The sequence below is a fragment of the Mycolicibacterium lacusdiani genome, assembly GCF_021916785.1.
GTDB lineage: Bacteria > Actinomycetota > Actinomycetes > Mycobacteriales > Mycobacteriaceae > Mycobacterium > Mycobacterium lacusdiani.
This window is the reverse complement of record NZ_JAKCFC010000017.1, coordinates 1-25,567: the sequence shown is the minus strand read 5'-3', so window position 1 is coordinate 25,567 and position 25,567 is coordinate 1. Positions and strand designations below refer to the sequence as shown.

The 25,567-nt window shown below is 66.5% G+C and carries 31 protein-coding genes; 15 read left to right on the top strand and 16 right to left on the bottom strand.

Annotated elements, in window-relative coordinates:
* A partial coding sequence (locus tag LOK44_RS29465) for a helix-turn-helix domain-containing protein (protein WP_237573626.1) occupies nucleotides 1-759 on the bottom strand: 759 nt, incomplete at its 3' end.
* Between the two features lie 117 nt (nucleotides 760-876).
* Here LOK44_RS29465 and LOK44_RS29460 point away from each other — a divergent pair.
* The 4 genes from LOK44_RS29460 to LOK44_RS29445 all read left to right on the top strand — a co-directional run bounded on the left by LOK44_RS29460 (nucleotide 877) and on the right by LOK44_RS29445 (nucleotide 4,093).
* Nucleotides 877-1,503, top strand: a complete 627-nt coding sequence (locus LOK44_RS29460) for a class I SAM-dependent methyltransferase (protein ID WP_232173270.1) — start codon at nucleotides 877-879, stop codon at nucleotides 1,501-1,503.
* Complete coding sequence (locus LOK44_RS29455) at nucleotides 1,503-2,132, top strand: methyltransferase family protein (RefSeq protein WP_232173262.1); 630 nt, start codon at nucleotides 1,503-1,505, stop codon at nucleotides 2,130-2,132. Before LOK44_RS29460 ends, LOK44_RS29455 begins: the two co-directional genes overlap by 1 nt.
* A 318-nt stretch (nucleotides 2,133-2,450) precedes the next feature.
* Entirely contained in the window at nucleotides 2,451-3,209 is a 759-nt protein-coding gene (locus LOK44_RS29450; RefSeq protein WP_232173261.1) for a YfbU family protein, read from the top strand.
* A 287-nt stretch (nucleotides 3,210-3,496) separates the two neighbouring features.
* Nucleotides 3,497-4,093, top strand: coding sequence for a recombinase family protein (locus tag LOK44_RS29445; RefSeq protein WP_308192825.1), 597 nt, complete (start codon nucleotides 3,497-3,499; stop codon nucleotides 4,091-4,093).
* A 5-nt stretch (nucleotides 4,094-4,098) separates the two neighbouring features.
* On the opposite strand, the gene LOK44_RS29440 is transcribed toward LOK44_RS29445, so the two are convergent.
* Together LOK44_RS29440 and LOK44_RS29435 are read right to left on the bottom strand one after the other, a co-directional pair.
* Nucleotides 4,099-4,320, bottom strand: coding sequence for a hypothetical protein (locus tag LOK44_RS29440; RefSeq protein ID WP_232173260.1), 222 nt, complete (start codon nucleotides 4,318-4,320; stop codon nucleotides 4,099-4,101).
* A gap of 212 nt (nucleotides 4,321-4,532) precedes the next feature.
* Nucleotides 4,533-5,084, bottom strand: coding sequence for a hypothetical protein (locus tag LOK44_RS29435; RefSeq protein ID WP_232173259.1), 552 nt, complete (start codon nucleotides 5,082-5,084; stop codon nucleotides 4,533-4,535).
* 302 nt (nucleotides 5,085-5,386) lie between these two features.
* On the opposite strand from LOK44_RS29435, the gene LOK44_RS29430 reads away from it, so the two are divergent.
* Both LOK44_RS29430 and LOK44_RS29425 read left to right on the top strand, forming a co-directional pair.
* A complete protein-coding gene (locus LOK44_RS29430; RefSeq protein WP_232173258.1) occupies nucleotides 5,387-6,109 on the top strand; it encodes a ParA family protein in 723 nt (240 codons plus the stop codon).
* Nucleotides 6,102-6,527, top strand: a complete 426-nt coding sequence (locus tag LOK44_RS29425; RefSeq protein ID WP_232173257.1) for a hypothetical protein — start codon at nucleotides 6,102-6,104, stop codon at nucleotides 6,525-6,527. Before LOK44_RS29430 ends, LOK44_RS29425 begins: the two co-directional genes overlap by 8 nt.
* Before the next feature lie 237 nt (nucleotides 6,528-6,764).
* On the opposite strand, the gene LOK44_RS29420 is transcribed toward LOK44_RS29425, so the two are convergent.
* Nucleotides 6,765-6,995, bottom strand: a complete 231-nt coding sequence (locus LOK44_RS29420) for a hypothetical protein (RefSeq protein WP_232173256.1) — start codon at nucleotides 6,993-6,995, stop codon at nucleotides 6,765-6,767.
* Nucleotides 6,996-7,078: 83 nt separating this feature from the next.
* On the opposite strand from LOK44_RS29420, the gene LOK44_RS29415 reads away from it, so the two are divergent.
* The 6 genes from LOK44_RS29415 (at nucleotide 7,079) to mobF (ending at nucleotide 13,521) form a co-directional block, all read left to right on the top strand.
* Entirely contained in the window at nucleotides 7,079-7,369 is a 291-nt protein-coding gene (locus LOK44_RS29415; protein ID WP_232173255.1) for a hypothetical protein, read from the top strand.
* Nucleotides 7,370-7,379: 10 nt separating this feature from the next.
* Nucleotides 7,380-7,700, top strand: a complete 321-nt coding sequence (locus LOK44_RS29410) for a hypothetical protein (RefSeq protein WP_232173254.1) — start codon at nucleotides 7,380-7,382, stop codon at nucleotides 7,698-7,700.
* Between the two features lie 72 nt (nucleotides 7,701-7,772).
* On the top strand, nucleotides 7,773-8,105 hold the full coding sequence (locus tag LOK44_RS29405; RefSeq protein ID WP_232173253.1) for a hypothetical protein: 333 nt from the start codon (nucleotides 7,773-7,775) through the stop codon (nucleotides 8,103-8,105).
* An 83-nt stretch (nucleotides 8,106-8,188) separates the two neighbouring features.
* Complete coding sequence (locus tag LOK44_RS29400) at nucleotides 8,189-8,386, top strand: toxin-antitoxin system (RefSeq protein WP_232173252.1); 198 nt, start codon at nucleotides 8,189-8,191, stop codon at nucleotides 8,384-8,386.
* Between the two features lie 428 nt (nucleotides 8,387-8,814).
* Nucleotides 8,815-9,879 carry a rep protein gene (locus tag LOK44_RS29395; protein ID WP_237573624.1) on the top strand — a complete coding sequence of 355 codons (1,065 nt, stop codon included), beginning with the start codon at nucleotides 8,815-8,817 and terminating at the stop codon, nucleotides 9,877-9,879.
* Nucleotides 9,880-10,182: 303 nt separating this feature from the next.
* Complete coding sequence (mobF, locus tag LOK44_RS29390; protein ID WP_232173250.1) at nucleotides 10,183-13,521, top strand: MobF family relaxase; 3,339 nt, start codon at nucleotides 10,183-10,185, stop codon at nucleotides 13,519-13,521.
* Nucleotides 13,522-13,535: 14 nt separating this feature from the next.
* Here the strand turns inward: mobF and LOK44_RS29385 are convergent, their stop codons facing one another.
* Genes LOK44_RS29385 through LOK44_RS29375 form a run of 3 tightly spaced genes read right to left on the bottom strand, consistent with a single transcriptional unit; the run spans nucleotide 13,536 to nucleotide 16,896 of the window.
* On the bottom strand, nucleotides 13,536-14,294 hold the full coding sequence (locus tag LOK44_RS29385) for a hypothetical protein (protein ID WP_232173249.1): 759 nt from the start codon (nucleotides 14,292-14,294) through the stop codon (nucleotides 13,536-13,538).
* Nucleotides 14,291-16,696: an EspK C-terminal domain-containing protein gene (locus LOK44_RS29380; RefSeq protein ID WP_232173248.1), complete on the bottom strand. Its 2,406-nt coding sequence runs from the start codon at nucleotides 16,694-16,696 to the stop codon at nucleotides 14,291-14,293. The genes LOK44_RS29385 and LOK44_RS29380 overlap by 4 nt, the downstream gene beginning before the upstream one ends.
* Nucleotides 16,696-16,896 (bottom strand): hypothetical protein, encoded by a 201-nt coding sequence (locus LOK44_RS29375; RefSeq protein WP_237573623.1) that lies wholly within the window; start codon nucleotides 16,894-16,896, stop codon nucleotides 16,696-16,698. Before LOK44_RS29375 ends, LOK44_RS29380 begins: the two co-directional genes overlap by 1 nt.
* Here LOK44_RS29375 and LOK44_RS29370 point away from each other — a divergent pair.
* Nucleotides 16,895-17,200: a hypothetical protein gene (locus LOK44_RS29370; protein WP_237573622.1), complete on the top strand. Its 306-nt coding sequence runs from the start codon at nucleotides 16,895-16,897 to the stop codon at nucleotides 17,198-17,200. The two genes, LOK44_RS29375 and LOK44_RS29370, sit on opposite strands and share 2 nt — an antisense overlap.
* Nucleotides 17,201-17,387: 187 nt before the next feature.
* Here the strand turns inward: LOK44_RS29370 and LOK44_RS29365 are convergent, their stop codons facing one another.
* Together LOK44_RS29365 and LOK44_RS29360 are read right to left on the bottom strand one after the other, a co-directional pair.
* Nucleotides 17,388-18,218 (bottom strand): abortive infection family protein, encoded by an 831-nt coding sequence (locus tag LOK44_RS29365; protein WP_232173246.1) that lies wholly within the window; start codon nucleotides 18,216-18,218, stop codon nucleotides 17,388-17,390.
* Entirely contained in the window at nucleotides 18,215-18,811 is a 597-nt protein-coding gene (locus LOK44_RS29360) for a recombinase family protein (protein WP_232173245.1), read from the bottom strand. Before LOK44_RS29360 ends, LOK44_RS29365 begins: the two co-directional genes overlap by 4 nt.
* A 208-nt stretch (nucleotides 18,812-19,019) precedes the next feature.
* Between LOK44_RS29360 and LOK44_RS29355 the strand changes: the two genes are divergently transcribed.
* Nucleotides 19,020-19,346: an alkylmercury lyase gene (locus LOK44_RS29355; protein WP_232173244.1), complete on the top strand. Its 327-nt coding sequence runs from the start codon at nucleotides 19,020-19,022 to the stop codon at nucleotides 19,344-19,346.
* Nucleotides 19,347-19,395: 49 nt separating this feature from the next.
* On the opposite strand, the gene LOK44_RS29350 is transcribed toward LOK44_RS29355, so the two are convergent.
* On the bottom strand, nucleotides 19,396-20,061 hold the full coding sequence (locus tag LOK44_RS29350) for a DsbA family protein (protein WP_237573621.1): 666 nt from the start codon (nucleotides 20,059-20,061) through the stop codon (nucleotides 19,396-19,398).
* 232 nt (nucleotides 20,062-20,293) lie between these two features.
* On the opposite strand from LOK44_RS29350, the gene LOK44_RS29345 reads away from it, so the two are divergent.
* Complete coding sequence (locus tag LOK44_RS29345; RefSeq protein ID WP_232173268.1) at nucleotides 20,294-20,638, top strand: DUF3703 domain-containing protein; 345 nt, start codon at nucleotides 20,294-20,296, stop codon at nucleotides 20,636-20,638.
* Between the two features lie 40 nt (nucleotides 20,639-20,678).
* Here the strand turns inward: LOK44_RS29345 and LOK44_RS29340 are convergent, their stop codons facing one another.
* The 6 genes from LOK44_RS29340 to LOK44_RS29315 all read right to left on the bottom strand — a co-directional run.
* Entirely contained in the window at nucleotides 20,679-21,275 is a 597-nt protein-coding gene (locus LOK44_RS29340) for a TlpA family protein disulfide reductase (RefSeq protein WP_232173267.1), read from the bottom strand.
* Nucleotides 21,276-21,352: 77 nt separating this feature from the next.
* Nucleotides 21,353-21,958 (bottom strand): cadmium resistance transporter, encoded by a 606-nt coding sequence (locus LOK44_RS29335; RefSeq protein WP_232173266.1) that lies wholly within the window; start codon nucleotides 21,956-21,958, stop codon nucleotides 21,353-21,355.
* A gap of 70 nt (nucleotides 21,959-22,028) precedes the next feature.
* On the bottom strand, nucleotides 22,029-23,996 hold the full coding sequence (locus LOK44_RS29330) for a heavy metal translocating P-type ATPase (protein WP_232173265.1): 1,968 nt from the start codon (nucleotides 23,994-23,996) through the stop codon (nucleotides 22,029-22,031).
* A complete protein-coding gene (locus LOK44_RS29325; RefSeq protein WP_237573620.1) occupies nucleotides 23,993-24,400 on the bottom strand; it encodes an ArsR/SmtB family transcription factor in 408 nt (135 codons plus the stop codon). The genes LOK44_RS29330 and LOK44_RS29325 overlap by 4 nt, the downstream gene beginning before the upstream one ends.
* A gap of 17 nt (nucleotides 24,401-24,417) precedes the next feature.
* Nucleotides 24,418-25,383 (bottom strand): sterol desaturase family protein, encoded by a 966-nt coding sequence (locus tag LOK44_RS29320; protein WP_232173263.1) that lies wholly within the window; start codon nucleotides 25,381-25,383, stop codon nucleotides 24,418-24,420.
* Nucleotides 25,384-25,431: 48 nt separating this feature from the next.
* A partial coding sequence (locus LOK44_RS29315; RefSeq protein WP_237573625.1) for a helix-turn-helix domain-containing protein occupies nucleotides 25,432-25,567 on the bottom strand: 136 nt, incomplete at its 5' end.

Sequence of the window (25,567 nt, the reverse complement as noted above, 5' to 3'; positions counted from 1 at the left end):
GTCGAGGTCCCAGGACACGTGCCGGCTGAGCACCGAGGGTGGTAGGCCGAACATCTCACGGGTAGTGCGGGTCAGGTGGGCGCTGTCGGCGAACCCCGCCCCATGCGCGGCGCCGGTCAGGTCATCACCGGCCTGCACGCGGGTGATCGCGATGCGTAAGCGCGTCCACAACACGTAACGCCGTAGCGGGATGCCGACCTGCTCGGTGAACAGATGGGTCAAGCGACTCGCCGAAAGACCAAGCTGGGCAGCTAGTTCCGTGCCGCTGACCGGGCCCGCCGCCACCAGGTCGGGCAGCAGCCGCAACGCGTCCTCGATGGCGGGATGCCGCGCCGCGGTGCCGTAGTCGGCAGTGGTGGGCGCCAGGTGCGCGATCAGCTCGTTGACCACCGTCGCCAGCGCTCGTCGACGGGAAGAACTCAGCACTGGGGTGACAGTCCAGCCGGAGCGGACGGCGCGGGAGTGTGCGGCCCGGCCGGGCGCGGATTCCGGCTCCAGGAACACCACGGTGCCCTCCTGGGCGCCGACCTCGATCCGGTGTAGCGCGTCGGCGGGCACGACCACCTTCGTGCCTCGGTGACGCGCGCCGTGCCCGTCGAGGACCGTCAACGCCGTTGTGGCGGTGATGATCTGAACGGCATGGTGGGCATGGGCGTCGGTGGGGCCGATTGAGCCGGTGAAGGCCAGCACCCCCGGCCGCAGCAGCGCCGCGCCGCTCCAGCGCGGTCCGGCAGCTGCATCACCGCCAGACCTATTCATCGCCACTAGACGATGATAGCGTCTAGTACAGATCGTTAAACGGCGATGCCACCCAAGAAAGCCGATCATTCGGACGCTGTGGCAACCGCTACTGAGTGGAAGGAGTCTGCGGTGTTGATGAACCGGGCAGAAACAGCTCTGATCAACTCGGCTCCTCGGCGCTGGCTGCAGCGCCTCTATGAAGTGCCGACGCTGCTGCGCTTCGGGGGTCGGCTCCTCCCGGGTAGTCGAGCTGTCGAGATTGGCTGTGGGTCGGGCTACGGCTCGCAGCTGGTGCTGCAGCGGTTCGGCGCCGCGCAGGTCGACGCGATCGATCTGGACCCGGCAATGATCGAGCGGGCACGAGTCCGCCTCGCCCCCTACGGCGACCGGGTACATCTGGCTACCGGCAGCGCCACCGATCTGCGTGAGGTGCTCAACGCCAATGACGGCAGCTACGACGCGGTGTTCGACTTCGGGATCATTCATCACATCCCCGACTGGCGCGCCGCGGTCGCCGAAGCCGCCAGAGTGCTCACCCCCGGCGGGCGGTTCTACTTCGAAGAAGTCACCGCCCACGCCCTCCACCGCCCCACCTACCGGCGGTTGTTCGACCACCCCGCCGATGACCGGTTCGCCGCCGAGGACTTCCTCGACGAGTTGGGCCAGCAGGGTCTGATCATCATCGGATCGGTGACCCGCATCCAGGGCGATTACTTGCTCGGCGTCGCCGCCAAGCCACTCGCTGCGGGCGGTGGGCGATGATGGCCGCCGCCGCGCTGGCCCTGTTCGTGGTCATGATGCTGCTCGCGGGGGCGCTGCGCACCCTCATCCAGCGGCACCGCACCGGTGGCAGTGGCCACCGGCGCACGCTGTCACCGCGCGGCTCGCTGGGCTGGTCGGCGCTCACCGCTACTGACATCGGCTACCTCACCGTCGGTGTCGGCGGCCCACTGGCGCACTGGCTGGGGCTACCGCCGGTGAGCGTGCTCCAGCACCCTCCCATTCACGTGCTCGGCGTGGTCCTGGCGGTCCTGGGCATCCTGGGCGCCTTCGGTGCGCAGATGGCGTTGGGCGCGTCCTGGCGGATCGGGGTCGACCAAAGTGAACGCACCGCATTGGTCACCAGCGGCCCGTTCGCGTGGGTGCGCAACCCCATCTTCACCGCGGTGCTAGTCACGTTCCTCGGCCTGGCGCTCATGGTCCCCAACCTCGTCGCACTCATCGGCTGGGCACTCACCCTCACCGGCATCCAGACGCAAGTACGGCTGATCGAAGAGCCCCACCTACACCGACTCCACGGCGAACCCTACGACCGCTACACCGCCACAGTTGGTCGTTTCCTGCCCGGGCTGGGGCGCCTCCGCCCCAACCGTCACGCCCGCCACATTTAAAGCGTGGGGAGCGTGAGGGGCGGCTGACGGTGGCCGTCCGGGCGCGCAGGCGCATCCTTGGCCTCAAGGCCAGGGAGCCGCAGGTAACACTGTTCAAAACAAAGAGCCCGGGTCGGTCGCAAGGACCGAATACCGGGCTCTTCCTGGCTTTAACCGGGTACGCGCTACACGTCACACCGGCCTGTATGCACTTAATCCTACGCGGACCATCCCCGAAGCATCGGCGCCGAGGGCGCCCCACTGTCATCCGCGTAATAGTGGATGACAGTGTTACGATGATCGTCATACGCTCCATACATCAACCCGAAGGGAGGCGGCATGGCCGTCTTGAATATCCGAGTAGACGACCAGGTCCGCGATCAGCTCAAGGACATGGCTGACGAAGAGGGGATCACCGTCAGTGAGTACGTCCGCAACCTGGTCATGGCGGCAATCGTCCCCGGGTACGAGCCAGAAGAAGACGAAGACCAAGGCGACCTACCGGCACCGACGACCATGCGCATCGCCGACCGACAGGTGCTCTCGCTACTCCACCGGATCCTCGCGCACGTGGTGCCCGAAGACGACAGCGAGATCGACCCGCGTTCCCAACTGAAGAGCGCCCAGGTCATTGAGTCGGGCTTCACCACGGAGTATTGGCGGGAGGTCGCCGGCTTCCGCACCGAGCTGTCCAAGCGAGACTGCGAGCGCGTACTGGACATCCTCGACATGTTCCGCATGATCACGTTCAGCATCAAGGAGCTGGAAAAAGAGGGGACTCCCGTCAGCGAGGAGCTGAGTCACGAGCTGGAGTTCGAGGGCTTCGACGGCAACCACCGGCTTGAAAGCCGCATGGCCAGCTACGTCGAGTTCCTGATGGGCGACGGCAAGTGGCCCGAACTACGGCCGCAACTCGACCGCAACGATGGCGGAAATTCGCACTCCCCGGTGCTAGACGAGTACACGCGGATGCTCGCCGAGCACCGCCGCATCAAGGCAAACCGTGACCGCGGGTACCACCGAAAGGCCTACCTGCTGTCCCTGGAAGAGCTGGAGCAGATCGCCGCGGCTCGGGTCCACCCGTCACGCCGCGGCTAGCTCGGGGGCCGTCCCCCGGCCGCGCAGAAGTCGGCCTAACGACCTATTGAGCGACAGGGCGAACACGGGATCTGTGACCTGGACAAAACCGTCAGTCGCGTGTCCCAGAATCATGTCCCAGACCGTGAGGAACGGGGACACCCTTAAAGACACAAGAAGGCTCCCGCCCTGGGCCGCAAGCGGCCCGGTTGGGTCTGAAATCCCGTACCACTCACCCAGCCCGAGAGGACCTGCCGGTGACACTGCTCGGATACGCCCGCGTCTCCACGCTGCACCAGTCCCCCGCCATGCAGACAAAGGCACTGACGGAGGCTGGAGCTGAGAGGATCTGGACAGACCGCATGTCCGGTGCTCGCGACGACCGCCCCGAGCTGGCCGCCCTGCTCGACTACGCCCGCCGCGGTGACGTCCTCATGGTGTGGCGGCTCGACCGGCTCGGCCGCTCGCTCCCCCACCTGCTCACCATCGCCGACGACCTCCAGGACCGCGGTATCGAACTGCGCTCCCTCACCGAAGCCATCGACACCACCACCCCCGGCGGGCGGCTCATCTTCCACGTCTTCGGCGCTGTCGCCGAATTCGAGCGAGCCATCGCCGCCGAACGCACCGCCGCCGGCCGCCACCCAGGCCGCCCAGGCCTCATGGCTGGCACCATCGCCGCCGCCCAAGCCCTCGACCAGGCCGGCACCCCCCGCGCCCAAATCGCCCGCACCCTCGGCATATCCCGCTCCAGCGTCTACCGCTCCCTGGACGCGGCTACAGCCGATGCCACGCCGTCCGACCATCGCGAACTCACACCCCGGCTGAACATCTCGATTCCCGAAGCGTTCGACGCTCCACTGCCCGAGGCGGAACTGGCCGAGTGGGAGAAAAAGGATCTCTGACGGCGTTAAGCCGACTCCTCGATCGCGCCGCGGATGTCGCTCAGGTCGTAGGAAATGCTGTGCAAGACGTGCAACTGAGCCTGCGCCTGCAGAGCCCGCACCTTCGCCCAACGGGCGGCACCGTCTTCGGGATCAGTCTGATATTCCAGCGCTACTTCGAGCGCCTCTTCGGCGACCTTGAGCCTTCTAACGGCCTCGTCGTACTGCCTCTGTGTTGCATCTGTCATGGTCAGCCACGGTACGAGAAATAGCTGACACGATGGTCAATGCCTGTTCTCGCTGACCCTAGAAAGAACGCGAGCCACAGGCCTCGTCGTCCGGCGAGTAATCCTGTGGCTCACTTCCAAACCCACCTCGATGGGCTGGCTACGCGGCCAGTCTACGGCCAGGACCGAGTGTTCCGCAACGAACCGATCTATCCAAGACCAACCCGCACCCGTCAGATCGTGTGGAGTTCGACGGCACTCCCGAGCATGTCGAGATAGGTCTGGTTACCGATCCGGGCCTGGACCACGGCCCCGCACACGATGTCCGCGGCCCACAGCGCCGGCTCGTGACGGCCTATCGAGTGCTCAATCCGTACCGTCGATTCGACAACTTTGCGCGAGCGCAGTTTCTGCAGCATGTCGAGGTCGCTGGCGTCGAGCTGGCCGCGAGATTCGAAGGTGATCGTCGAGCACGGCATCAACGCCAAGTGCGGCAGAAGGAACTCCATGCACTTTCGCCGATGTCGGCGGTCATCAGCGTCTTTGTCGACGTGAACCACGACGAATCCGGTGACTGGAAGGCCGGCCACCGCCGCGACCAGCTCGACACGGCGCTCAGCGCTGCTGCCATGCCAATGCAACTTCGCCTCACCGATCCGCAGGGCGTCGAGCGTCTTGCGCATCTCCGCAACATCGTTGTCATCGCACAACGTCGCAGCCAGCAGGTACGCACCAGGATCGAGGTCTGGACGCGACCCGGATTCATCAGCCCAGGCGGTCAGCATGCGCAACCCTTCGTCACAGTCCCGAACGGGACGATTGCGTACATCCGGATCAAATCCTTTCCTGCGGGGTCTCGGCACCCGTCATTAATTCTTGTTTGGGTGCACGCAGGTCTACAGGGAAGGGGTGCACGCGCCCTCCTGGACGGCGCGAGCGCGGTCATTGGCGAACTGAGCAACGGAGCTTTGGGGTTGCGCAGCGCCTACCGCGTTGCCGCTCGCTGACGTTTTAACGGTGTAGTGCTAAAACATTAAAACGCTGTAGCACTTAAGCGTTAAAGAGTTACAGCGCTATAATTGAAAGTGTGACGACCAACATTGCTGTCTGCCACTCCCGCAAGGGTGGCGTGGGCAAATCCTTCCTCGCATACGAGCTTGCCTATCTGCTGGGCGCCGTCCTCGTCGACCTCGAGCACGACGGCGGGGGAGTAACCGCCAAGTGGGGGTATCGGCCCCAGGACCATCCACGTGCCCGTCTTCTGGAAGCCCTGCACCCAGGCGCTCCCGCGCCCCGGCCCATGCGCGGGTTCAAAAAGCCCACCCTTGTCCCCGGTCATCCCGACCTCTACGACCATCAACCCGACGCCAACACCATGGCCGAAGCCCTCACCAAATGGGGCGAAGAATGGGGCACCGACTGGATCGTCGTCGACACCCACCCCGGCGCCAGCCCGGCAGCTCACGGTGCGATGTCAGTCGCCAACATCGTGCTGGCCCCGACAGCGCTGCGCACGGCCGAACTCGACGCGACTGAGGAACTGGTCAATGAGATCGCCGACTACCCGTTGGTGCTGGTTCCCAACTTCGTGCCCACCACGCCGCCGGCCCCCGAGATCGAGCGGCTACGCCGGATCATCGCCGGAACACCGGTACAGGTCGCACCGCCAATACCCACAGCGCTGCACGTCGGTACTCGAAAGAAGCGTATGGCCATCACTGCCGAGACCCCGCCGGCCAAGTCGCTTCAGAAGGTGGCGGACGCGCTCGGCAACCTCAGCGACTTCGTTAAGGGGTACGTCAATGCCTGACGGACTGGACTCGCTAGCCGCTATGCGGACCACCAAGACCGCCACGTCGCGCCGCACCCTGCCGCCACCGCGCCACCAGCCCCGCAGCACCCCCGTGCAGATGCCCGAACCTGTCGCGCCGCCACCGGCTACCCCGCCCGTTGAGCAGCCGCCACCACCGCCGCCGCAAGCGGCCGTGCCGCCCGCTGGCACCGACCTCACCAAAGCGTCGATCTACCTCGACGAGCCCACCGACGCCTACCTCGAAACCGTGCGGGCCGCGGCCCGCACGGCCAAACCTCGCGTCGACGCCACCCGCAGCGCCGTCGTGCGCCTGGCCCTCAACCGGCTCGCCGAACAGTTCACCCCGGCCGAAGTCGTCGCCGAATTACAGCGCAGCGCCGCCGCCCACAGCGGCCCCGGCCGAAAACGCGCCTAATGACAACAACGCTTAAGCGTTATAGCGCTATAACGCTTAAGCGTTTCAACGACGCATCGCACCTATGTCTTCCTCGGCCTCGATTGTGGCGAAACGGTGGGTGGTGGCCGTCAAGGCCGTACCGCCGCTGCGCGGTCGACCACGGTCGAGCCTTGACAGCCACCACCCACCGCGCAAACGGGGCCATTACGAGGAAGCGGCGAAAAAACTGATCGCTTGAAATGGGGAGTAAAGCTGCTATTCGGACTGCGGAATGCCGGCCCGGTCCAAGAACTCGTTAAGCGCCGCATCCACAATGTCGGTGACCGCGTACCCGCGGTCCTTCATCACCTCAATGCGCTGCTGCGTACCTGGCCGCACATAGGTGTTCAACGGCACCTTTTGCTGCCGCTTGCGTAGCGGCAGCGCGCTGCTGACTTCGGCCGCGGCCGCGCCGCCGTCGATAGCGTCCCCAGTCGAATCAGACATGCACGCAATTCTACATGCATGCCAAAACGCCTGCTGCACGCACGTTGCTTGCATGTATGCACGCACGCTCTTACAGTGGTGGCATGGAAACGCTACGAATGGTTCAAGACGACGTGAGTGCGGTCCGGGAATTCACGTCCCAGGTCCGCGCGCTGTGTGCACAGCTGATGGCCAATCCGTTCAACACGCCCGCCGCAGAGGAGCTTCTGGACCTGCTCCTGGAGGATGCGCCGGCCACCGATCTCGCCCTTGAGCGGGTTCTGCAGGCGGTGATCGATGGGCCCGCGTCGAACAGCGCCCCACTCTTGGACATGCTGGTCGGACGGTGCAGCTATGCCGCTCCGAACCCGCTCGTCGTCGGTACGGCGGCCTAAAGTGGCCCACGTGAACGCGCCCGCGACGCCGCCGAAGCCAGGCTCTCCTGAGCACTGGCAAGCATGGCTGCAGCGATACGGCGGTGACTACACCACCGACGCCGAGCGCCGCGCCGCCTACGAAGACTTCAAAACGAACCTGGACACCATGCAGGCCGTCTTTTCCCAGTCCGAGGACATGCACACTGCCGGCTACCTCGAAGCCCACGAGCGGGTGGCCAGCGGAGACGCAGACGATCCCGCCGACGCCGAGACGTGGGTTCCGGCCAACCTCAACGGCTACGCGCGCGCGGACTGGCTCGAAGGCTTCCGCTCGCACTTCGAGCCATAGGCCCGTCCTGAGACCGGCTGAATGCGCCGCTTTCCAACCCGCACCGCGCGGCCTCGCCGCGTCCACGCCTGCATGTCCGAGGCCATGCCGCCACCGGCCGATCCGGCAGTTCACCGCGCGGTCCAAACGGTCTACACCACCGACCTCGGGCTACCCGAGGAATGGACCGACGCCCAACGAGCGGACTTCATCGACGCCGAGGTCGACAAGATCACCTGGATGGCCCGCGCCGACGCCGCGACCTTGGGGGAGCGCAGCATTCACGACTGGACACGCCGCCACGGCGGCCAACTCCCGAACCTGTCGACGCAAACCGCGTTGCGGGCTCAGGCCCGCGCCCAGGCGGTGCGCCAGGTCCTCAGCACCGAGCTGTACGAACTCATCGAAGCCGACGACGACTGGTGAACGCGCAACGCTCTCAGGCCAGTTCGGGACGTTTGGCGTGTCGGTACCAGGTACGGCACCTTCTCTGCACCAAGATCGTCGGCATGGCCCAACCGCACAAAGGTCAGCGCGAGCAGATCAAAGTTCGTGCTGCCGCACCCGTGTATGCCCGCCTGCGTGAAATGGCCGCGGAACGCGGCACCAGCGTCAGCCAACTTTCGGCCGACCTCCTTGCCATTGCGGTTGGCCATCCTGAGGCCGTCCGTGAACTCGACAAGGAGGTCCTGCCACTGGCGATGTGACGACACGCGCCAGGGCCTCGAAAACTTTGCTTGGACCGGCAGAGGGCTTGGCAGATGTGACATCTGAATAGCTGGTGTGTGGAAACCCACTGACATGACGAAGGCCTCGCCGTAGCGAGGCCCTTGTCGAGGTTTTGAACCGAGTTGGCGCTCGGTTCGGGGTCCGCACCCGATTCCCCGAAGGGACTGTCTTGGCTGACAGCTCTCACGGTAGCGCACGCCTGCTCGACGTACTAGATACGCCGCGCAACTCGTGCACCAATCGTGACCTCATCAGCGCCCGATCACGTCGGGCAAGTACGTGGCCGACACCGCTCGGCTCATCTGTAGCTCCTGCTGCTCCCAGCCCGCATGTCGTGCGCGCACTGGCGAACGAACGACGCCGCGAATGGGTGCAGCGCGCCGGGGCCTGCGCCCCACGCGCACCAATGTGGACCAGCCGCGCTGGCTGGCTCGACGGTCTGCGCCAGTGGGCGCACTCACCGGCACTGGGCCAGCTGTGCGCCGAGGAACGCGTGTCGATCACCTCGGCCACGCTGTTGTCGATCGCCACGGTGATGGCCGAGCACGCCGATCACGCCACCGGCCGCCACGTCGCCGCCACACGCGCGACAATCGCCGACAAGGTGGGTTGCGACGTGCGCACCGTGACCACCGCCTGGCGGGTCCTACGGGTGTCCAAATGGGCCGTGGAGGCGCAGCGTGGCCACGGCTCGACAAACACCCCCAGCATCGGCCGCAGACCCTCGGTGTACCACCTGGTGCCGCGCCGCGAAGTCCGTCCCGTGACGCGTCCAGTTGTGCACGATTTCCACCTACCGCCGTCAGGCGGTGTTGGTCTTTCTTCTCCCGTAGGGAGTTACTCACCAAGCGAGCGCGCAAGCGCGCCCGCCAACCGAATCTGCGACAACACTCGACAAGCACGGCCATGGCGACGCACCACCGCACGGCCGCTGGCCGTCCAGCGGCTTGCCGCTGGACTCGTCGCGATCACGTACGGCCTGGACCGCGCCCACATCGGCGCCATCTGCGATGCGCTCACCGCCGCCGGCATCGACCCCGACGTGTGGTCAGCCCGCGCGGTCAACGACAAGCTCAACGCCGACATGCGCGCCCGAGGGCTGACCTGGCCCGACCACATCGCCAATCCTGGCGCGTTCCTGCACAGCCGGTTACGTCGGCTGTCCTGGTCACCCCCCGAGGCCCCGACAAAGGACGGCGGCTCCGCCGCCGTCAGCATCGACCAGACGCCGCGACCGGTGGTGCTCACCGAGGCGTCGCGTGCTCGGATCGCTGCGGCCCGAGAAGAGATCCGCCGCGTGCTCACCGACAGCGCACAACGCACCCGCAGTGGGCACACCAACCGCACGCCCAACGCACGATCAGCGACACCGCGACGGCATGCCGTTGGAGGCGCGGCACGGCGGCGCGACGAGTGCACCGCTGGCCGCCTGGTCTACGACGCGCCTAGTGGTCGCGAAACGGCGCGCTGACGTTTCGGGCGAGACGCCAAATTCAGCGTCTCCAACCACCCATCTTCGTCGTTCCCTGCTCACCTTTTCCGCACTGCCTCAGCTTCCTTTACGTGCGCTCTCCCTCTTCCACCTTCACCCACTCGACCCATTCGCACCGCCACTCTTCACTCCAGCCAGCGCGCACCCCACTTTACAGATTCCAAGACAAAGATTAAAGACATGGCACATTTGCACAAAGTGTGCGAGGCTCGTCGGTAGCGCGCCGGGGGCGCGCTACCGCGAAAGCGGCGGTGGTCCAGAGGGCGGGAGGGTTTCGGCGCGGTGCTGACAATCTCCAAGCTCGGCCAGTGGTCGGTGTCGTACTACGTCGACACCGCGCGCTCGGCGGCCGCGGCCGCGCTGGAATCCCGTTCTTCGGGTGGCGGTTTGGGCGAGTACTACAGCGAGGCAGAGACGCGGTTGCCGGTGTGGCTTTCCGCCGGCCGCGACGTGTCGACTGCGATGCAATTGACGGGCGTTGGCGGCAACGGTGAGAGCGCCAATTTGGATGCGGTGACGCGCTGGCTCAATGACGGCGAATCGCCGTGCGGGGCGACCGGGCGGGCGTTCGGAAAACGTGCCTCTGTGCACGGCTATGACTTGACGTTTTGTGCACCAAAGAGCGTGTCGCTGATGCGTGCTCTCGGTGACGATGTGACAGCCAAAGCCGTCGCGGACGCGCACGCCGTGGCCATCGCCGAAGCGATGGAGTATTTGGCCGAGCATGGGGGTTACACGCGGGTCCATAACCCACGCACCGGAGAGAAAGATCTGGTGCGGTTGCCGGGGATCGTGGCGGCCAATTTTCAGCACGAAACCTCCCGCGCCGGGGATCCACATCTGCACACTCACGTACTGGTTTCCAACCGGCAAGCCCGCGCCGACGGGACGTTGGTATCGCTGGATGGAACGAGCCTTTACCACGAAGCACGGGCGGCGGGAATCATCTATCAAGCCACCTTGCGCCGGGAGCTGACGCGCATGCTCAGCATTGAGTGGGGCGAGGTTGATCCACGCACCGGGATGGCCGAAATCGCGGGGGCACATCGCGGTGATTTGCGGTCGTGGTCGCAGCGTGCGACGCAGCTGCGGGAGTGGGCCGCCGGGCATCTGCGCCTCGACGGCGATGAGCTTTCCGCAGGGCAGTTGGCGACCGCGCAGAAGGCCACCCGGCCGCGGAAACCCGAAGGTGTCGCATGGGCGGCGCTGCGTGTCGCATGGGCCGCTGACGACCGCACGTTCGGCGTCAATCCGAAAGCCCAACTGGCCGCGCGGGAGGCCCGCCAGCAAGCCGGTGTGGACTACGCGGAGGCCGTGCGTCGCGCGGTGGCGCACGGTCTCAAACAGGCCGCGTTCACCCGCGCCGATCTGGTCGAGGCGATCGGCGCTCGCCTGCCGGTCGACGACGCCGATGGGCCGTCCCCGAGGGAGGTCATCGAGCGCCTGGCCGATGATGTCGCACTGCGCATCGGAAACGAGCGGGCCGCCCATCAACGCGAAGGGTCGATCCGCTACACCGCAGCCGATTTGGTCGCTGAAGAACGCACCATCGTCGAGCTGATGGGCCGCCGCGACACCCGCGCCGCACTGTCCTCTGTCGACACCGCCGGACTGTCTCCGGATCAGGCCCGGGCCATCGCCACCATCGCCACCTCAGAGCGGCTCGTGCAGCCTCTCAGCGCGCCCGCAGGGGCCGGAAAAACCCACTCGCTGCGGGCGCTGCGGCGCTCGGCGAATGCCGCCGGGAAACGCGTTCTGGTGGTCGCTCCGACCGGGCGTGCAGTCGACGTGGCGGTGCGTGAACAGGCCGGGGATCGTGGTGCCACTCTTGATGCGTTGTTGGGTCAGCTCGAGCGCGGTACCGAGGTCCTCGACAGTGACACTTTGGTCATCGTCGATGAGGCTGGCATGGTCGGCACCCAACACCTGCGCACGTTGCTGGACGCGGCCACCGCCGCCGGGACGAAAGTGGTGCCGGTCGGTGACGAGCACCAGCTCGCGCCGGTCGCTCAACGTGGCGGCACCTTCGCTCAACTGGTCACCGATCTGCCCTGGGCGCAACGACTGTCCGAGGTGTGGCGGATGCACGACCACGACGAGCGGGACGCCTCGCTGGCCGTGCGTGAGGGGGGTTCGTCCGCGCTGCGTCGCGCCGTGGGTTGGTATCGCCGCCAGGACCGCCTCCACACCGGGGACGCAGTCACCATGGCCGATGACGCGCGGGCTGCGTGGCAGGCCGACGTCGCGGCCGGCCGGGACGCACTGCTCATTGCCGATCGGTGGGAGATGGCCGATGCGATCAACATTCGGATTCACTCCGAGCGGATCGACGAGGATGCACCGACTGTGCGCGCGGCTCGCGGGCACCGCCTCGCGGCCGGTGACGTGGTGATCACCCGGCAAAACACCATCGACATTCCCACCCGCACCGACCGTGGCGCCGATGCGGACCCAATCCGCAACGGCCAACGGTGGGAGGTCCTCGCCGTCGACACCGACGAGGGGCGGATCGCGGCGCGACGCCTCGACGACGGCGCAATCGCCGCGCTGTCGGGGGACTACCTACGCCAGCAGGTCCACCTGGGCTATGCGGTCACCGTGCACGCCGCCCAGGGCGTCACCGCCGACACCTGCCACACGCTGCTCTCCGCAGACAGCGCCACCCGCGCCATCGCCTACGTCGGCCTGACCCGCGGCCGGCACACCAACACCGTCCACCTGTACGACGCCCGCGCCGGGGAAGGCGACCACGAACACGCCGAGACCATCCCCGGTCAGCACACCGCGCGTCGGGGCACCCCCGGCGAGGCTGCTGCCGCGCTACGCCGGGTCCTGGGCCGCAACGACCACGCCGCCACCATCGCCGCCGCCGCTCGCGAGGCCGACGAAGACCAGCTCCCCCAGCCGGTCGCCGAACTACGCCGCTATCACCGCACTGTCACCAATCGGCTGCGCCGCGAACACCGCATCGAACGCCACACCGCACAGGAGCGCAGCATGCACGCTCGCATGCATGCATCTGATCGCGCGCTCGTCGAGGTCCTGGGCGCGGCCACCCGCCACGCCAACCCGCTCCCCCTCCAGCTGCCCACCGATGCGCCGCCGGTCGCGCTCACCGCGCCCTACGTGGTGGCCACCATGTCGTCCGAGCACTACACCCCCGAGCTCGCCGAAGCGATCAACACCGCGGCCGCCGCCGCCGGCCGAAACCTGGCCCGTATCAGCGCCACACCTCAGCCCGGTCGAGTCAGCCTCGCCCAGCTCGCCAAAGGCCTGCACGACCACCCAGCACCCGCGGGAGCCATCGTCCTCGTCGAGGACGCCGCCACAGCCAACCCTGCACATCTCGCGGCCGTGGCCACCGCCCTGGTCCCCGCCCACGGCCGGCTCCTGCTCATCGACAGCGGCGAGCCCGGGAACGCCCGACGACTCCTCGACGGACTCGCCCTGCCGTGGGATGAAAGACCATCCCCTGCAACGGATATCAACGATCCGGTGTTGGCGGCTGACGCCGAGCGTCACCGTGTCGTGGCCGCCCGCAGCTGGCGGATCCGCACCAATCCCCCCACACGCGATCGAAGCCGAGGCCGGGACCGCGGACACGGCCTCGACATCGACTAACGCGGGTCAGGTGCTTACTGGTTGGCGATAGCGTTCGGTTGCCACTTATCTTGTCTGGCACGACATTTCGACACAGCCGCAGGGAAATTTACTTCGAGTCTGCTGAGCGCCGATTCGCAATGGGAGTCGTCGAACCCTGCGCGGGTCAGATCTTGCATGCAGGAGATGAGAACGTCGGACATACCAGGGCCGGCCAGTGCCGCGAACATGCCGCCGTAGGTCGCCGCCACCGCAGCTGCGTAGGCGTCCCGCACGGTGTTGAACGCCTCGTCGAGGAGTTCTTGCACCGCATCGGCGTACCAGCTCAGCTCGACGGTCGACGTCTGCACCGAGGCCAAGAATTTTCGCGCGTATCCGATTGACTCACGCCAAAGAGCTTGATGAGTAACCCGATAACGGCTGTGCGGCTCCAACCCCACAACGAAGTCGACGCCATCGAAATACGTCACCGGGGAGCCCAGCGCCCGCGCATCAGATCCCACCGCCGCCGCCGCGGGGACGTGCATCTCAGCATCGGGGCGCGGAGCCATCGAGGTCACCAACGCAGCCATCGCCGTTGCCAGCCGAACGTGCAGTCCTTCCAGGACGACGGCATGCGACACCAACGGGTAGTCGAAATCGACATCGTGTCCGCTGTCATCCGGGATGGGAGTGCAAAACGCTCGGGCCCACTGAGCTGCCCGAGCAACGAAGACCGCCAGATCGGCATGACGCGTGCCAAGCTCCACGCCTTGATATTCCGCGTCGATCAGAAAGTCATCATCGGTCGTCATCGTTCGCCCAAGTCTTCCTCGACACTGGTCAGCTCTTTGACGATGACGTCGCGAAGATGGACGTCGCCGGCGGCGGCCGCGGCGTAGCACATATCGGGGAGCGGCAGTGGGCGTGTGGCCCACCCGCCGATCAGTTCAGCGGTACGGGCCACCAGCCAGTGCGCCCGATACCGCGCCAACTCCTCAACGGTGTCGCTCGGGTCAGACTGGCCCACGAAGCCGGGTCGGAAGATCGAGGTAACGGTGTTGAAGTCTTTGGCCGCGGCGTCGTACTCAGCCCACTGCTGAGGGCTGGGATCAAGGTCCCCGCCGCGAGTCAGCCAGATCGCGCGCACCGCATTCGGAATGCCCCCCTCGACGGCCTGGGCCTGAGTGGTGGCCGAGTTGACCAACGACGCGCTGACCCGCGAAACGATCCTGTCTTGGAGCATCGGGTCGGTATCCATGACCCGCAGCAGCCGCGGATACACCTCCGGCCACAGCGCCGCCAGACGGTGTACGTGCATCCCGTCCAAGACCGGTGCGGGGGCCTGGACGCCAGGTTGCAGTAGCGGGTTGGTCTGACGTGTGCAGGACGGTGGATGCTCGACCCCGGCGTCGCGCAGCGCACTCACTCCGACCGTGGTCGCTGCGGCGACCAGACGCCAGCCCAGCTCGTCGCGCAGCTGCGCGTACTCGACGAGGACCCGTGATGGATCAGACCAGCCAAACCAGAGCTGCCGAAAATGGTCATCCACCAACGGATCTGTGGCCAGCACACGAACAGATCGAGGAACGAACACCCCCGCGGGGATGTAGCTCGCACCGTCATTGGAGGTGATGACAGTTTCCGTGCCGCTCGGCGAGCGGAAGATCCCCACCGCCCACTCGATCGGATAGTTGACCGCCTGAGCCGCGTGCTGCAGCTTCCAGGCCAGCTCCTTGGCCGCCGCGGCGTCGGCCGACTCGCGCCGCTCACGAGCCGCCGCCGTCTGCCCCGCGGCCACCACACTCGCTGGAATCAACGTCGCGCCCGCACCCGCACCAGATGGCGGCGGCGAAGCCGATGGAGCGCTGGCAGCGCTGACCGTTCCGGCCGGCATCGTCGCGGGGGGCGGAACAGCCCCCGCTGGCGGCCCCATCGAGCCCGGGGGAAGCATCATCGGCGCACCCCCGCCGGTACCCATTCCAGCTCCGGTAGGAGTCGCGGCAGGGGCGGCAGGGCCGACCATGCCCGACTGCGCCGAGGCCGGCGACACCCCACCGCCAGGAGCCGCCGAAACCGGCGCAGGCCCGCCCGCCGACAAGGCCGGTGACGGACTCGCCGGAGCGGGCGGCGGTGCAGACGGCACCCCGCCGCCCATGCCCGCCGTAGTCGCCATTCCCTGGTTGAACGCAGATGACAAAGGCGATCCGGCTCCAGTGCCAGCGCCCGGTACCCCACCCGCGCTCGGCAATCCGCTTCCGGCACCGGGCATTTGGCCCAGACCGCTACCCAGCGGATTAGACCCCATACCCGGCGCGCCGCCACTTCCCAGGCCGCCGGGCATCTTCGGTACACCACCGGAGCCCATCCCGCCGCCGCCCATACCGCCCATCGACGGCATACCGCCACCGCCGAGCGCTGAGGCCGCTGGCGAAGAAGTCACCCCAGGCGTCGGCTGCGTCACCGGTCCGGTCGCGGCCTTGATCGCCTCGTCGCCGCCTGCGGCCGTTTTGATGCCGGGACTAACTCCAGGCTGCGTGGTTGACGTACCTGCCGGATCTGTCGGCGCGTCGGCCACAGCCTCGGGTGCGTCGGCCCCGGCTTCACGCTTTTCGGTGTAGCGGTAGGGGTTTTCATCCTGTTCGATTCCCGGCGACGTGTGGTCGACGGGCTGGACTGGTGGAGCGGTAGGAGCATCGCCCCACTTCGTCAAAAGATCGAGTGCCCTTGTGTTTTCGGTGCTCGCCTTGAAAGCGGTGTGGGAGGCCATTGCGGCGGTTACTCCCGCCTCGGTCTGGTACCGGGCTATGCCGTGGTACTGAGTCACCAGCGCTTCGGCTTCGCCTGGGAGTTTCGCGCTCGCGATCTTGGCGTCTGCCTCGCGGACGAGCTGCTCTTGACCGGCGCGTGTATCGCGCAGCACCGTGGCGATATCGGCGCACTTGTTGGCGCACTTGTCGTGCCACTCAGCGATCGTCTTGGCTTCCTCGGCCAGTACCGCGCCCGCCCGGTGCGCCTCGTCGAAACCCTGCGAATCCGCGGCATCGCGAAACTCCGCGTTGTCCGTCACGATTTTCTGGTGGATCCCATCCCACGACGTCGCACCGGCCCGGTAGGTCTGCTCCTGGGCGTCCCAATGAGCAGCGTCCGGAGGCTCCATATCCGGCGTAACGATCAGCCGCCCATACGATCCCGCAGACCCTCCGACAGCAGGCATCAGCGCAACCCGCACTCGAACGTGATGACATCGATCAATTCGTTACCGCGTTTTAGTTCACGAGCGGCCTCGTCCCAGTGCCGCATGTTTAGCGCGTGCAACATGTCGATGTTGGCCGCCATCCAGCCGTGCAGCGGTATTGCTGTCGAAGCTGGTGTGGCGTCAGACATTTGCGTGCGCAGGTACGAGACCGCGGCCATGCCGGTACGTTTCTCCGTGGCCAATGCGGCGCGGCTCTCCGGGCTTGTCCAGCTCTGCTCTATCGCCTCGGCGCTAGCTCTACTCGCCCGCGCCGTCGACCGTGCCGCCCGATCCCACGCCGAGCAGGCCGCCGCCTTAGCGGCCTGGGTGTCGCTGCTGCTGTACGTGGGTGGCGGCGAGGGAACCACGTTCACCGTGTGCTGGCTCGGTTCGATCGGATGGGCCAAGGCCAGGCCGCTGGTCACTACGGCACCGACTGCGACCACGAACGCCGCCGTGGCGGCGGTGATGCCGGTGCGGTGACGCCGCCGGTACCTCATGGTCATGTCACGACGGTATCGCGGGTGAGTGACACCGGGCCACTGCCGCGGGCACATTCGGAAGGGCGACTTTCCGCAGGTCTGTTGCCTATAGATAACACCTGGCAAGTCAGTGCAGGTGGCGGTGGGTGTGTCTAAAATGACGGTTTTAGACGCACCCGCGCGGCACCTCAGTCGCCGTCGAGTTTGTCCAACAGCGCTCCCGCAACCAGTGCAGTTGCGCGAGCGACGAGGCGGGCTTCCGCAGGGGTCAACGCGGTGGTCTTGCGTGGTTGTCCGGGTCGTCCGTGGCCAGTGCCGGCGTCGTTTCGGAGTCGATTGACTGCTGTGGACAGAAGGAACAGGCATTGATGCACCGCGCGGTGCGGGTCCTGATCGAAGTCTGAGAGCGTAACGGTCGGAATAGCCAAGTCGACCGCATCGAACGCGGCTGCCAATGTCATGGGGAAGTTCTGCGACACCGAGTAGTCGCCCCGGAGTTCGGTCAGGATGTGCCGGGCGGTGGCTTCGTCGAGTTCTTTCCCAGTGCCAACTTGAAGTGGGGCATCGCCGGGGTTGTGGTTGATTCTGTTGACGTAACTGCGCAGTTCGGCAGTGAGTTCGGTGCCGCTGAGGTTATCGATAACGGTCTGTCGTACCGACCCGTCCGGGTCGAGCGTGAACCCGAGCGGAGCGAAGGCCTGGGCGAGCTGGGTCACTCTTCCGCTGCCGGCATAACTCTCGCTGTTGGGGTTAAAGCCCCCGTGAGCACGACAAAGCGCCACAAGTTCTCGGGCTAGCGGTAATCCCGCGGTCATGGTGTGTGCTGCCGGTGAGGCGAAGACATGTCGGATTCGCTTCATCTTGCCCAGGTGAGTCCCGTTCTGTGTTCGTCCTTCGGGCGCCGGGTCGAGATGACTGAGGCCGTGGCGGGTGAACGCGGCGCGGAGCTGATTATGTGAAGGGCTGCCTGCGACATCGAAGAAGGGGCCAAGGGCCGCGCCCAGCTCTGTCAGATTCATGGTTGCGTCGACTCCAGTGCGGGGTTGTCTGCGGGCCCGGAGAGGTACCGGTATGCCGTTGCTCGGCTGATGCCGAATGCTTTGGCGAGTTCATGGACGGGCTCTCCGGTTGCGGCGAGACGGCGGAGCTGTTGCTGTCGCTCGAAGGTGAGTTTGGCGGGCTTAGTGGCTGGCAAGCGGCGCTCTCGCCTGGAGTCCCGAGAAGCGGCACGGCGCTCACGGCCGAGTTCGAGTTCAAGCTCGGCCAGGGTGGCCATGATGGCGGCGACGGCCCGGCCTGTTGGTGTGCCGGTATCTATGCCTTCACGTAAGGAACGCAACAGGATTCGGCGCTCACCAAGCTCGGCGATGGTGCGGGTTACTTCAGCGACGGAGCGCCCGAGCCGATCGATGGCGGTGACAACCACGGTGTCGCCCTCGCGGGCGTAGTGCAGCAGGGCTGCAAGGCCCGGCCGGTCCGTGCCCACCCCACCCGAGAGTTTGTCAGTGAATATGTGGCTGGTTTCGACGCGCTCGGCGGCGAGCGCGGCCAGCTGTGCATCGAGGTCCTGGCCAGCGGTACTCACGCGGGCGTACCCGAGAATCGTTGTCACACCAGCTACCGTCTCATTGCCTTCCGACATCGAGGATCTGAGACACGCGGTGTGAGACAGGAAATGAGACAGCGCGACCTGGGGCTATGCAAGCGTCACATCGGACGCGCGGGGCCGTCTCGTTTCTCTAGAAACGAGATTCAGGGTGGGGTGCGGAGATGTCCCTGATTGGGGGTGATCCCTTAGCGATGACGTCCATAATTGGCACATGAGAGTGGAGATTCTCTATTTCGACGGATGCCCGAACTGGCAGGAAGCCGGTGCGCGTGTGGACGCGGCAGCAGCAGGACTGGTTGACGTCGAGATCACCTATCGGCGAGTCACTACGGACAAAGAGGCGGCGACCTTGCCGTTCGCGGGCTCTCCAACCATCCTCCTCGATGGCACAGACGCTTTTGACGATGTGCTGCCGGTGACCGAGTTGGCGTGCCGGCTGTACCAGACCGATGCGGGCCTGATGGGGTTGCCGACGGTCACACAGCTGACCGGGGCGTTGCGGCGCCGGGCTGCTGATCGACTCATTGACGGCTTGTGAAACCGGGGCTCTATATTCGCGCGTCCTGCTAGAAAACGAGACAGTGGCCCTATCCACGTTCCAAGGCCTGGTCGAGTGCGGTGGTCAGGTCGTCGTAGCTGCGGGGCTGGATCCGTTCGTCGTTGATGAAAAAGGTGGGAGTTCCCTGCACGCCGAGTGCGGTGCCGTCGGCGATGTCGAGTTGGATGCGTTCCAGGGTCGCGGGGTGGTTGTAGGTGGCGTCGAAGGCGGCCATGTCCAGGCCCAGCTGTTGGGCGAAGCCGCGGAACACGTCATCGGCGGGGATCTGCTTTTCGCCCCACTGGGCTTGTGTCTCATACATTTTGCGGTACATGGCTTCGAGTTGGCCTTGCTGGGCGGCGGCTTCCACCGCGCGTGCGGCGCGTTCGGCGTTGAAGTGGGATCGCAGCGGAAAATAGCGCAGCACGAAGTTCACCCGGTCGCCGTACTCGGCGCGCAGCTGCTCGACCGCGGGATAGAGCGCCCGGCAGCCTTCGCACTCGAAGTCGAGGAACTCGACGAAATAGACCTCGCTGTCGGGTACTGAGTTGAGCCGGTGACTGTTCTCCCTGACCGTCTGCCCGGCTGGTGACCCGTCAAGTGCGATGTCGGGAGCTGAGTCCGTGTCGCGAACGGAGAGAAACACCACGGTCCCCACCATTGCGACCGCGATGACGAAGAGCGTGAGGAGCACGCGCCAGGGGAAGTTGGTCATGTATCGGCTGACCGAGCGCGGGCGACAGTTGACGGCAGCGGTGCTGACCGGTGTGGCCGCGGTTGCTGGAGAAAGCCCGAATCGTGGCTGATGCTTGCTGTAGCCCGCAGTCCGCGGCCGACTTCCGGGCGGACGTGAAAAGCGTTGACAAGTAACAGTTTTGCAGCTGGTCTCGGTAGCAGTCTTGCTGCGATGCCCGAGCTGCCGACCGCAGGATAGGAGCGTGAGTGTGATGCCGAGGATCAGTGCGCAGGCCCGCCTTGTGTATCGAGGCGAGATGGACGCGGCAGGGAAAGCCGACGATTCGCTGGTGCGGTGGCGACATTTGGAGCGGGCTCACATCGTGTCGCAGCCAGATCCGTGGCTGCACACCGGCAACCACGCCGCCATGCTGGTGTTGGCCGTGCGCCAGCGCGACCGCCGCGAAGCACTCGGGCAGGTGCTGCGCCTCATTGTCGCCGCCCCCGGGTCGATCACCGGTCGGTATCCCGTCGGCAACACCGGCCGCGTCACGGCAGGGCTGATGACACCGATGTCCATCCCCGACGACCTCGCCGCAGCCTTGACCAGCAGGTAAACGGGGCGACCGGGCACTGCCAGCTGCTGTCTGTGAGGTGTCAGGGCTCGGTGGTCAGCCGGTCCAGCAGCGGCCGTAGGTCTTCGGCCAGTAGTGCCATGAGGTAGACCGCGGCGACCCTGTGCTGGCGGTCCAGGACCATCGTCGTGGGTACCACGCTGGTGGGATAGGTGCGTCCCAGCGTGATGAGGCTGCGCATTGCTGGGTCGAAGATGGAGGGATATTGCACGTTGCGGTCGGTGACGAAATCGCGTGCGGTGTTGCGGTTGTCGCGGACGTCGATACCGAGGAACTGCACGCCGCGGTCGCGATATTCGCCGTACACCGTTTCGAGTTCCGGAGTTTCGGTGCGGCACGGCGCACACCAGGAGCCCCACACGTTGATGAGGACCACCTTCCCGGTGAAGTCCGACAGCCGGATCGGTTCGTCGGTGAATAGATCTGGTCCGGTGAGATCGCCGATGGTGCCCCGTGTCGAGGGTGGGTCGTAGAAGATCGCGGTCTGACCGCCCGGGGAGACGAAGTCGAACGTCCCGCCTTGCGCCACAGCGCCGTCGCCGGTGCTGCAGCCGGTGACCGAGGTTGTCGCGACGACAAGGGCTGCCACGACGGCGACAGATCGCCTGAGGCTATGCATGAAGGACTCCTCTCGACGACCACGTTGACGGTCTCGACGAGCACGTTGACTGTGCAGTGCCGGTGATTCGTGACTGCCTAGTTCTCAAGGGCGAGGCCGCTGACCAGGATGAAGATGCCCAGGGCGATCAGGACGATCGGGAACAGGACGTGTTCCCAGCGTTCGAGGACTTCGGCGATCGGCCGGCGGGTGGCGACGAATCGGGCGGCGATGACCAGGACTGCGACGAGCACGAGGAAGACGACGCAGTAGGCCACCACGGCCGCCGGTCCCACGCTCAAGAAGACCGGAACGTAAACGCCGATGTTGTCCCCGCCGTTGGCGAAGGTGACTGCTGCGACGGTCCAGACACCGACGTTCTTGCCGGCAACCTTGCCGTCATCGTCATCGTCGTCGTCATCGTTGCCGCGCCAGGCTTGCCAGGCCGCCCACAGTCCCAGGGCCAGGGGTATGAGCCCGAAGTACGGGATGACTTCTGGGGGAAGGAACGCCCCGGCACCCAGCGTCACCAGCACCGCCGCCCCGAGGATCCCCGCAAATCCCAGGTATTGCCCTGCGGTGATCCGGGCCGTTGTTCCGCGTTGTCCCGCGCCGCGGGCGAAGAACAACGAGAGCACGATGATGTCGTCGATGTTGGTGACGATGAACAGGCCAATTGCGGGCAGAACAGACGACAGGATCATGCGCCTGCCCCCGTGTCTGCGGTGTCGCTGACCCGCCACCTAGCCACCACCACGCCGGTGTGGCCGGCGGTCACGACGGCGCGCCCACTGGCGCCGCGCGGGTATGGCTGATTGCCGGGTCGATCGGCGCGGCGGCCAGCGGTGTGGTGCGTCCGGCTCGCACGCCGTTGGCGATGACCACGATCTCGGCGAGTTCGTGGACCAGTACCACCGCGGCCAGCCCGAGCACCCCGAACAGTGCCAACGGCACCAACGCGATGATCAGGACCAGGGACAGGCCGACGTTTTGCACCATGATCCGCCGCGCCCGGCGCGCATGGCTGAACGCTTGGGGCAGGTGGCGCAGGTCTTCGCCCATCAACGCCACGTCGGCGGTTTCGATCGCCACGTCGGTGCCCATCGCACCCATCGCGATACCGATGTCTGCGGTGGCCAGCGCAGGAGCGTCGTTGACGCCATCGCCGACCATCGCCGTGGGCCGTTGGGCGCGGAGCTGTTCGATCAACCGCGCCTTGTCTTCGGGCCGCAGCTCGGCGTGCACGGCCTCGATCCCGACGTCGCGGGCCAACGCAGCGGCGGTGGCGTGGTTGTCGCCGGTGAGCATCGTCACGTGATAGCCGTCGCGGCGCAACCGGGCGACCACCTCGGCGGCCTCGGGGCGCAACTCGTCACGCACGGCGATGGCACCGATCACCTGACCGTTGTCTTCGACGAGGACCGCGGTGGCCCCTGCCTGCTGCATCCGGGTGACATCACCGGCGAGTGGGCCGGGGTCTAGCCAGCCGGGCCGGCCCAGGCGAAGCGTGTGCCCGTCGCGGTGGCCGGTGAGTCCGGCGCCGGTGACGGCCTCGACGTCGGTGGCAGGGATGACGTCATCGGCTGCGGCGAGGATCGCCGCGGCCAGCGGGTGCTCGCTGCGCGCTTCCAGGGCCGCCGCCACATCGAGCACCTGCTCGCGGGTCGCACCGTTGGTGGTGGCCACGTCGATGACGGCGGGCCGGTTCGCGGTCAGCGTGCCGGTCTTGTCCAGTGCGACGCCGCGGATCTTGCCCAGCCCTTCCAGTGCGGCGCCGCCCTTGACCAGCGCGCCGAGCTTGCTGGCGGCGCCGATGGCAGCCACCACGGTGACCGGCACCGAGATCGCCAGGGCGCACGGTGAGGCGGCGACCAGCACCACCAGAGCACGTTCGATCCAGGTGGCCGAGTCCCCGAGCAGGCTGCCAATCACCGCGATCAGCCCGGCGACGATCATGATCCCGGGCACCAGGGGTTTGGCGATCCGGTCGGCCAAACGTTGCGAGGCGCCTTTGCGGGACTGCTCGGCCTCCACGATGCGTACGATGCGGGCCAGCGAGTTGTCCTCAGCGGTGGTGCTGACCTCCACCTCCAGTGCCCCGGTGCCATTGATCGACCCGGCGAACACCTCATCACCAGGCCCGGCCTCCACGGGAACCGACTCGCCGGTGATGGCCGAGACATCGAGTGCGGTGCGGCCGTGGCGGACGATGCCGTCGGTCGCGACACGCTCACCAGGCTTGACCAGCATCCGGTCGCCGATCCGCAAATCCGCAGGCGCCACGGTCTTCTCGGCGCCGTCACGCAGCACCGTCGCCTCGTCGGGGACCAGCGACAACAACGCGCGCAGACCGCGGCGAGTGCGGGCCAGCGAGTACTCCTCCAGTCCCTCGCTGATGGAAAACAGGAAGGCCAGCATCGCGGCCTCACCCACCTCGCCGAGGATCACCGCGCCCACCGCGGCGATGGTCATCAGCGTGCCGACCCCGATCTTGCCCTTCACCAGCCGCTTCAGGGTGGACGGCACGAAGGTGTAGGCGCCGGCCAACAGCGCCACCGCTTCCAGCGCCACGACGACCGGCTCGGTCACGTCAAGGAACCCAGCGATCACCGCTGCCAGCAGGAACACCCCCGAGATGGCGGCGAACTGCAGTTCCTTGATCTGCCAGAGCCGCTCGGGCTCACGCTCCTGCTCCTCGGCGCCGCGGGGCTCGTCGTTGCCGCAGCCGCATGCATCACTCATCGCCGAGCCTCCTGCGTACGGGTCGTCGCGTCGATGCCAGAGTCGGTGCCGTAGTTGGGGCACAGTGCGACGGCGTTGCCGGTGGCCGCCAACAGCGTCTCGGCCGAGGCCAGCAGGTCGAGCAGCTCGGGACGGGTCAGCGAGTAGAACACCTGCCGGCCTTCGGGGCGGCCGGTGACCAGACCGCAGTCCCGCAGGCACGCCACATGGGCCGACACCGTGGACTGCGCCAGGCCCAGCTCCCCGATCAGGTCGACCACACGGGCCTCCCCATCAGCCAGGCGGCGCACGATCGCCAACCGCGCCGAATCGGACAGACTGTGAAACAACGCCACCGCGGCATCCAAATTCGAACTCCCCGAGGTGGTTCCAGTGAGGCAGCCATCCGCCCTATTCATCGCCATATGACGATGATAGCCGGTCAGCAGCGATACTTCGAGGCGGGGTGGGGTGCCAATCCCGGCGCGTCGCCGGGTGTGGCCGTGGACTTGAGGGTGCAGCCGCCGCCAGCGGTGAACGGATAGACCATCTGGCGCAGGTAGCTGCTGGGGTAGTCGGGTTTGGCAGCCATGCCGAGCTGGGTGGAGTCGAAGCGGCGTGCGGGGTCATAGGAATAGGTGCGCATGAGGTGGTCCCACACCAGAGTGAACAGCCCGAAGTTGACGTCGCCGATGCCGGCCCATTTGAGGTGGTGGAAGCGGTGGCCCTCGTTGAGGGCCAGGACGTACTTGGCGGGGCCGATGCGGTAGTCGGCGTTGGAGTGCTGCAGCAGCAGCTGGATCGCCACCGACAAGGCCAGCGCAGAGGCGACATCGACGGGCAGCCCGATCAGGATCAGGGGTGCCACCCCGGCGGCCATCTCCACGGTCTGGTGCAGGGGGTGTTTCATCAGGCCATTGAGGCCGTAGAAGCGGGTGATGCTGTGATGCACCGCGTGGAAGCGCCACAGCACGCCGATCTTGTGGCTGGCCAGATGCACCACGGTAATGCCGAAGTCCGCGACCAGGATCGCGGCGAGGACCTGAGCGACGAAGGGCCAGCTGTGCGGCCACAGCTGGGGCGCGGGGACGATCGCGGCCAGCAGCGGGATCGCGGCGACGCTGGCCAGGATGAGGGTTTCGTTGACCGCGACGTGGATGCGGTCGCGGGTGCCGTCGGCGCGGTCGTGGTTCCACTCGGGGTCATACGGGATGATCCGCTCCACCAAGAACGCCGTTGCGATCGCCACCGCCAAAACGACCAGCAGCCAATACTTCGGGGCGCCGGCGGCGGCGATGGCGATACCCGCGCCGTTGAGGCCGAGCAGCATGAACGGCACGTAGCCGTAGCGGGCCATCGCCTGAACCGCAGTGATCGCCGTCGATGTCGGAGAAGAAGTCGTACTCATGTCCTTGATCGTCGCGGCCGGCGCCGTGTCAGCGCTTGAACGATTCGGCTACCCGCTGTCGAGGTCCCAGGACACGTGCCGGCTGAGCACCGAGGGTGGTAGGCCGAACATCTCACGGGTAGTGCGGGTCAGGTGGGCGCTGTCGGCGAACCCCGCCCCATGCGCGGCGCCGGTCAGGTCATCA

What these genes read in the sequence shown, in the direction of transcription:
- LOK44_RS29460 (WP_232173270.1), top strand. Translation starts at nt 877, where the DNA reads ATGAACCGGGCAGAAACAGCTCTGATCAACTCGGCTCCTCGGCGCTGG.
- LOK44_RS29455 (WP_232173262.1), top strand. Translation starts at nt 1,503, where the DNA reads ATGGCCGCCGCCGCGCTGGCCCTGTTCGTGGTCATGATGCTGCTCGCG.
- LOK44_RS29450 (WP_232173261.1), top strand. Translation starts at nt 2,451, where the DNA reads ATGGCCGTCTTGAATATCCGAGTAGACGACCAGGTCCGCGATCAGCTC.
- LOK44_RS29445 (WP_308192825.1), top strand. Translation starts at nt 3,497, where the DNA reads ATGCAGACAAAGGCACTGACGGAGGCTGGAGCTGAGAGGATCTGGACA.
- LOK44_RS29440 (WP_232173260.1), bottom strand. Translation starts at nt 4,320, where the DNA reads ATGACAGATGCAACACAGAGGCAGTACGACGAGGCCGTTAGAAGGCTC.
- LOK44_RS29435 (WP_232173259.1), bottom strand. Translation starts at nt 5,084, where the DNA reads ATGCTGACCGCCTGGGCTGATGAATCCGGGTCGCGTCCAGACCTCGAT.
- LOK44_RS29425 (WP_232173257.1), top strand. Translation starts at nt 6,102, where the DNA reads ATGCCTGACGGACTGGACTCGCTAGCCGCTATGCGGACCACCAAGACC.
- LOK44_RS29420 (WP_232173256.1), bottom strand. Translation starts at nt 6,995, where the DNA reads ATGTCTGATTCGACTGGGGACGCTATCGACGGCGGCGCGGCCGCGGCC.
- LOK44_RS29415 (WP_232173255.1), top strand. Translation starts at nt 7,079, where the DNA reads ATGGAAACGCTACGAATGGTTCAAGACGACGTGAGTGCGGTCCGGGAA.
- LOK44_RS29405 (WP_232173253.1), top strand. Translation starts at nt 7,773, where the DNA reads ATGTCCGAGGCCATGCCGCCACCGGCCGATCCGGCAGTTCACCGCGCG.
- LOK44_RS29400 (WP_232173252.1), top strand. Translation starts at nt 8,189, where the DNA reads ATGGCCCAACCGCACAAAGGTCAGCGCGAGCAGATCAAAGTTCGTGCT.
- LOK44_RS29395 (WP_237573624.1), top strand. Translation starts at nt 8,815, where the DNA reads ATGTGGACCAGCCGCGCTGGCTGGCTCGACGGTCTGCGCCAGTGGGCG.
- LOK44_RS29385 (WP_232173249.1), bottom strand. Translation starts at nt 14,294, where the DNA reads ATGACGACCGATGATGACTTTCTGATCGACGCGGAATATCAAGGCGTG.
- LOK44_RS29380 (WP_232173248.1), bottom strand. Translation starts at nt 16,696, where the DNA reads ATGCCTGCTGTCGGAGGGTCTGCGGGATCGTATGGGCGGCTGATCGTT.
- LOK44_RS29370 (WP_237573622.1), top strand. Translation starts at nt 16,895, where the DNA reads ATGCCGGTACGTTTCTCCGTGGCCAATGCGGCGCGGCTCTCCGGGCTT.
- LOK44_RS29375 (WP_237573623.1), bottom strand. Translation starts at nt 16,896, where the DNA reads ATGGCCGCGGTCTCGTACCTGCGCACGCAAATGTCTGACGCCACACCA.
- LOK44_RS29365 (WP_232173246.1), bottom strand. Translation starts at nt 18,218, where the DNA reads ATGAATCTGACAGAGCTGGGCGCGGCCCTTGGCCCCTTCTTCGATGTC.
- LOK44_RS29355 (WP_232173244.1), top strand. Translation starts at nt 19,020, where the DNA reads ATGAGAGTGGAGATTCTCTATTTCGACGGATGCCCGAACTGGCAGGAA.
- LOK44_RS29350 (WP_237573621.1), bottom strand. Translation starts at nt 20,061, where the DNA reads ATGACCAACTTCCCCTGGCGCGTGCTCCTCACGCTCTTCGTCATCGCG.
- LOK44_RS29345 (WP_232173268.1), top strand. Translation starts at nt 20,294, where the DNA reads ATGCCGAGGATCAGTGCGCAGGCCCGCCTTGTGTATCGAGGCGAGATG.
- LOK44_RS29340 (WP_232173267.1), bottom strand. Translation starts at nt 21,275, where the DNA reads ATGCATAGCCTCAGGCGATCTGTCGCCGTCGTGGCAGCCCTTGTCGTC.
- LOK44_RS29335 (WP_232173266.1), bottom strand. Translation starts at nt 21,958, where the DNA reads ATGATCCTGTCGTCTGTTCTGCCCGCAATTGGCCTGTTCATCGTCACC.
- LOK44_RS29330 (WP_232173265.1), bottom strand. Translation starts at nt 23,996, where the DNA reads ATGAGTGATGCATGCGGCTGCGGCAACGACGAGCCCCGCGGCGCCGAG.
- LOK44_RS29325 (WP_237573620.1), bottom strand. Translation starts at nt 24,400, where the DNA reads ATGGCGATGAATAGGGCGGATGGCTGCCTCACTGGAACCACCTCGGGG.
- LOK44_RS29320 (WP_232173263.1), bottom strand. Translation starts at nt 25,383, where the DNA reads ATGAGTACGACTTCTTCTCCGACATCGACGGCGATCACTGCGGTTCAG.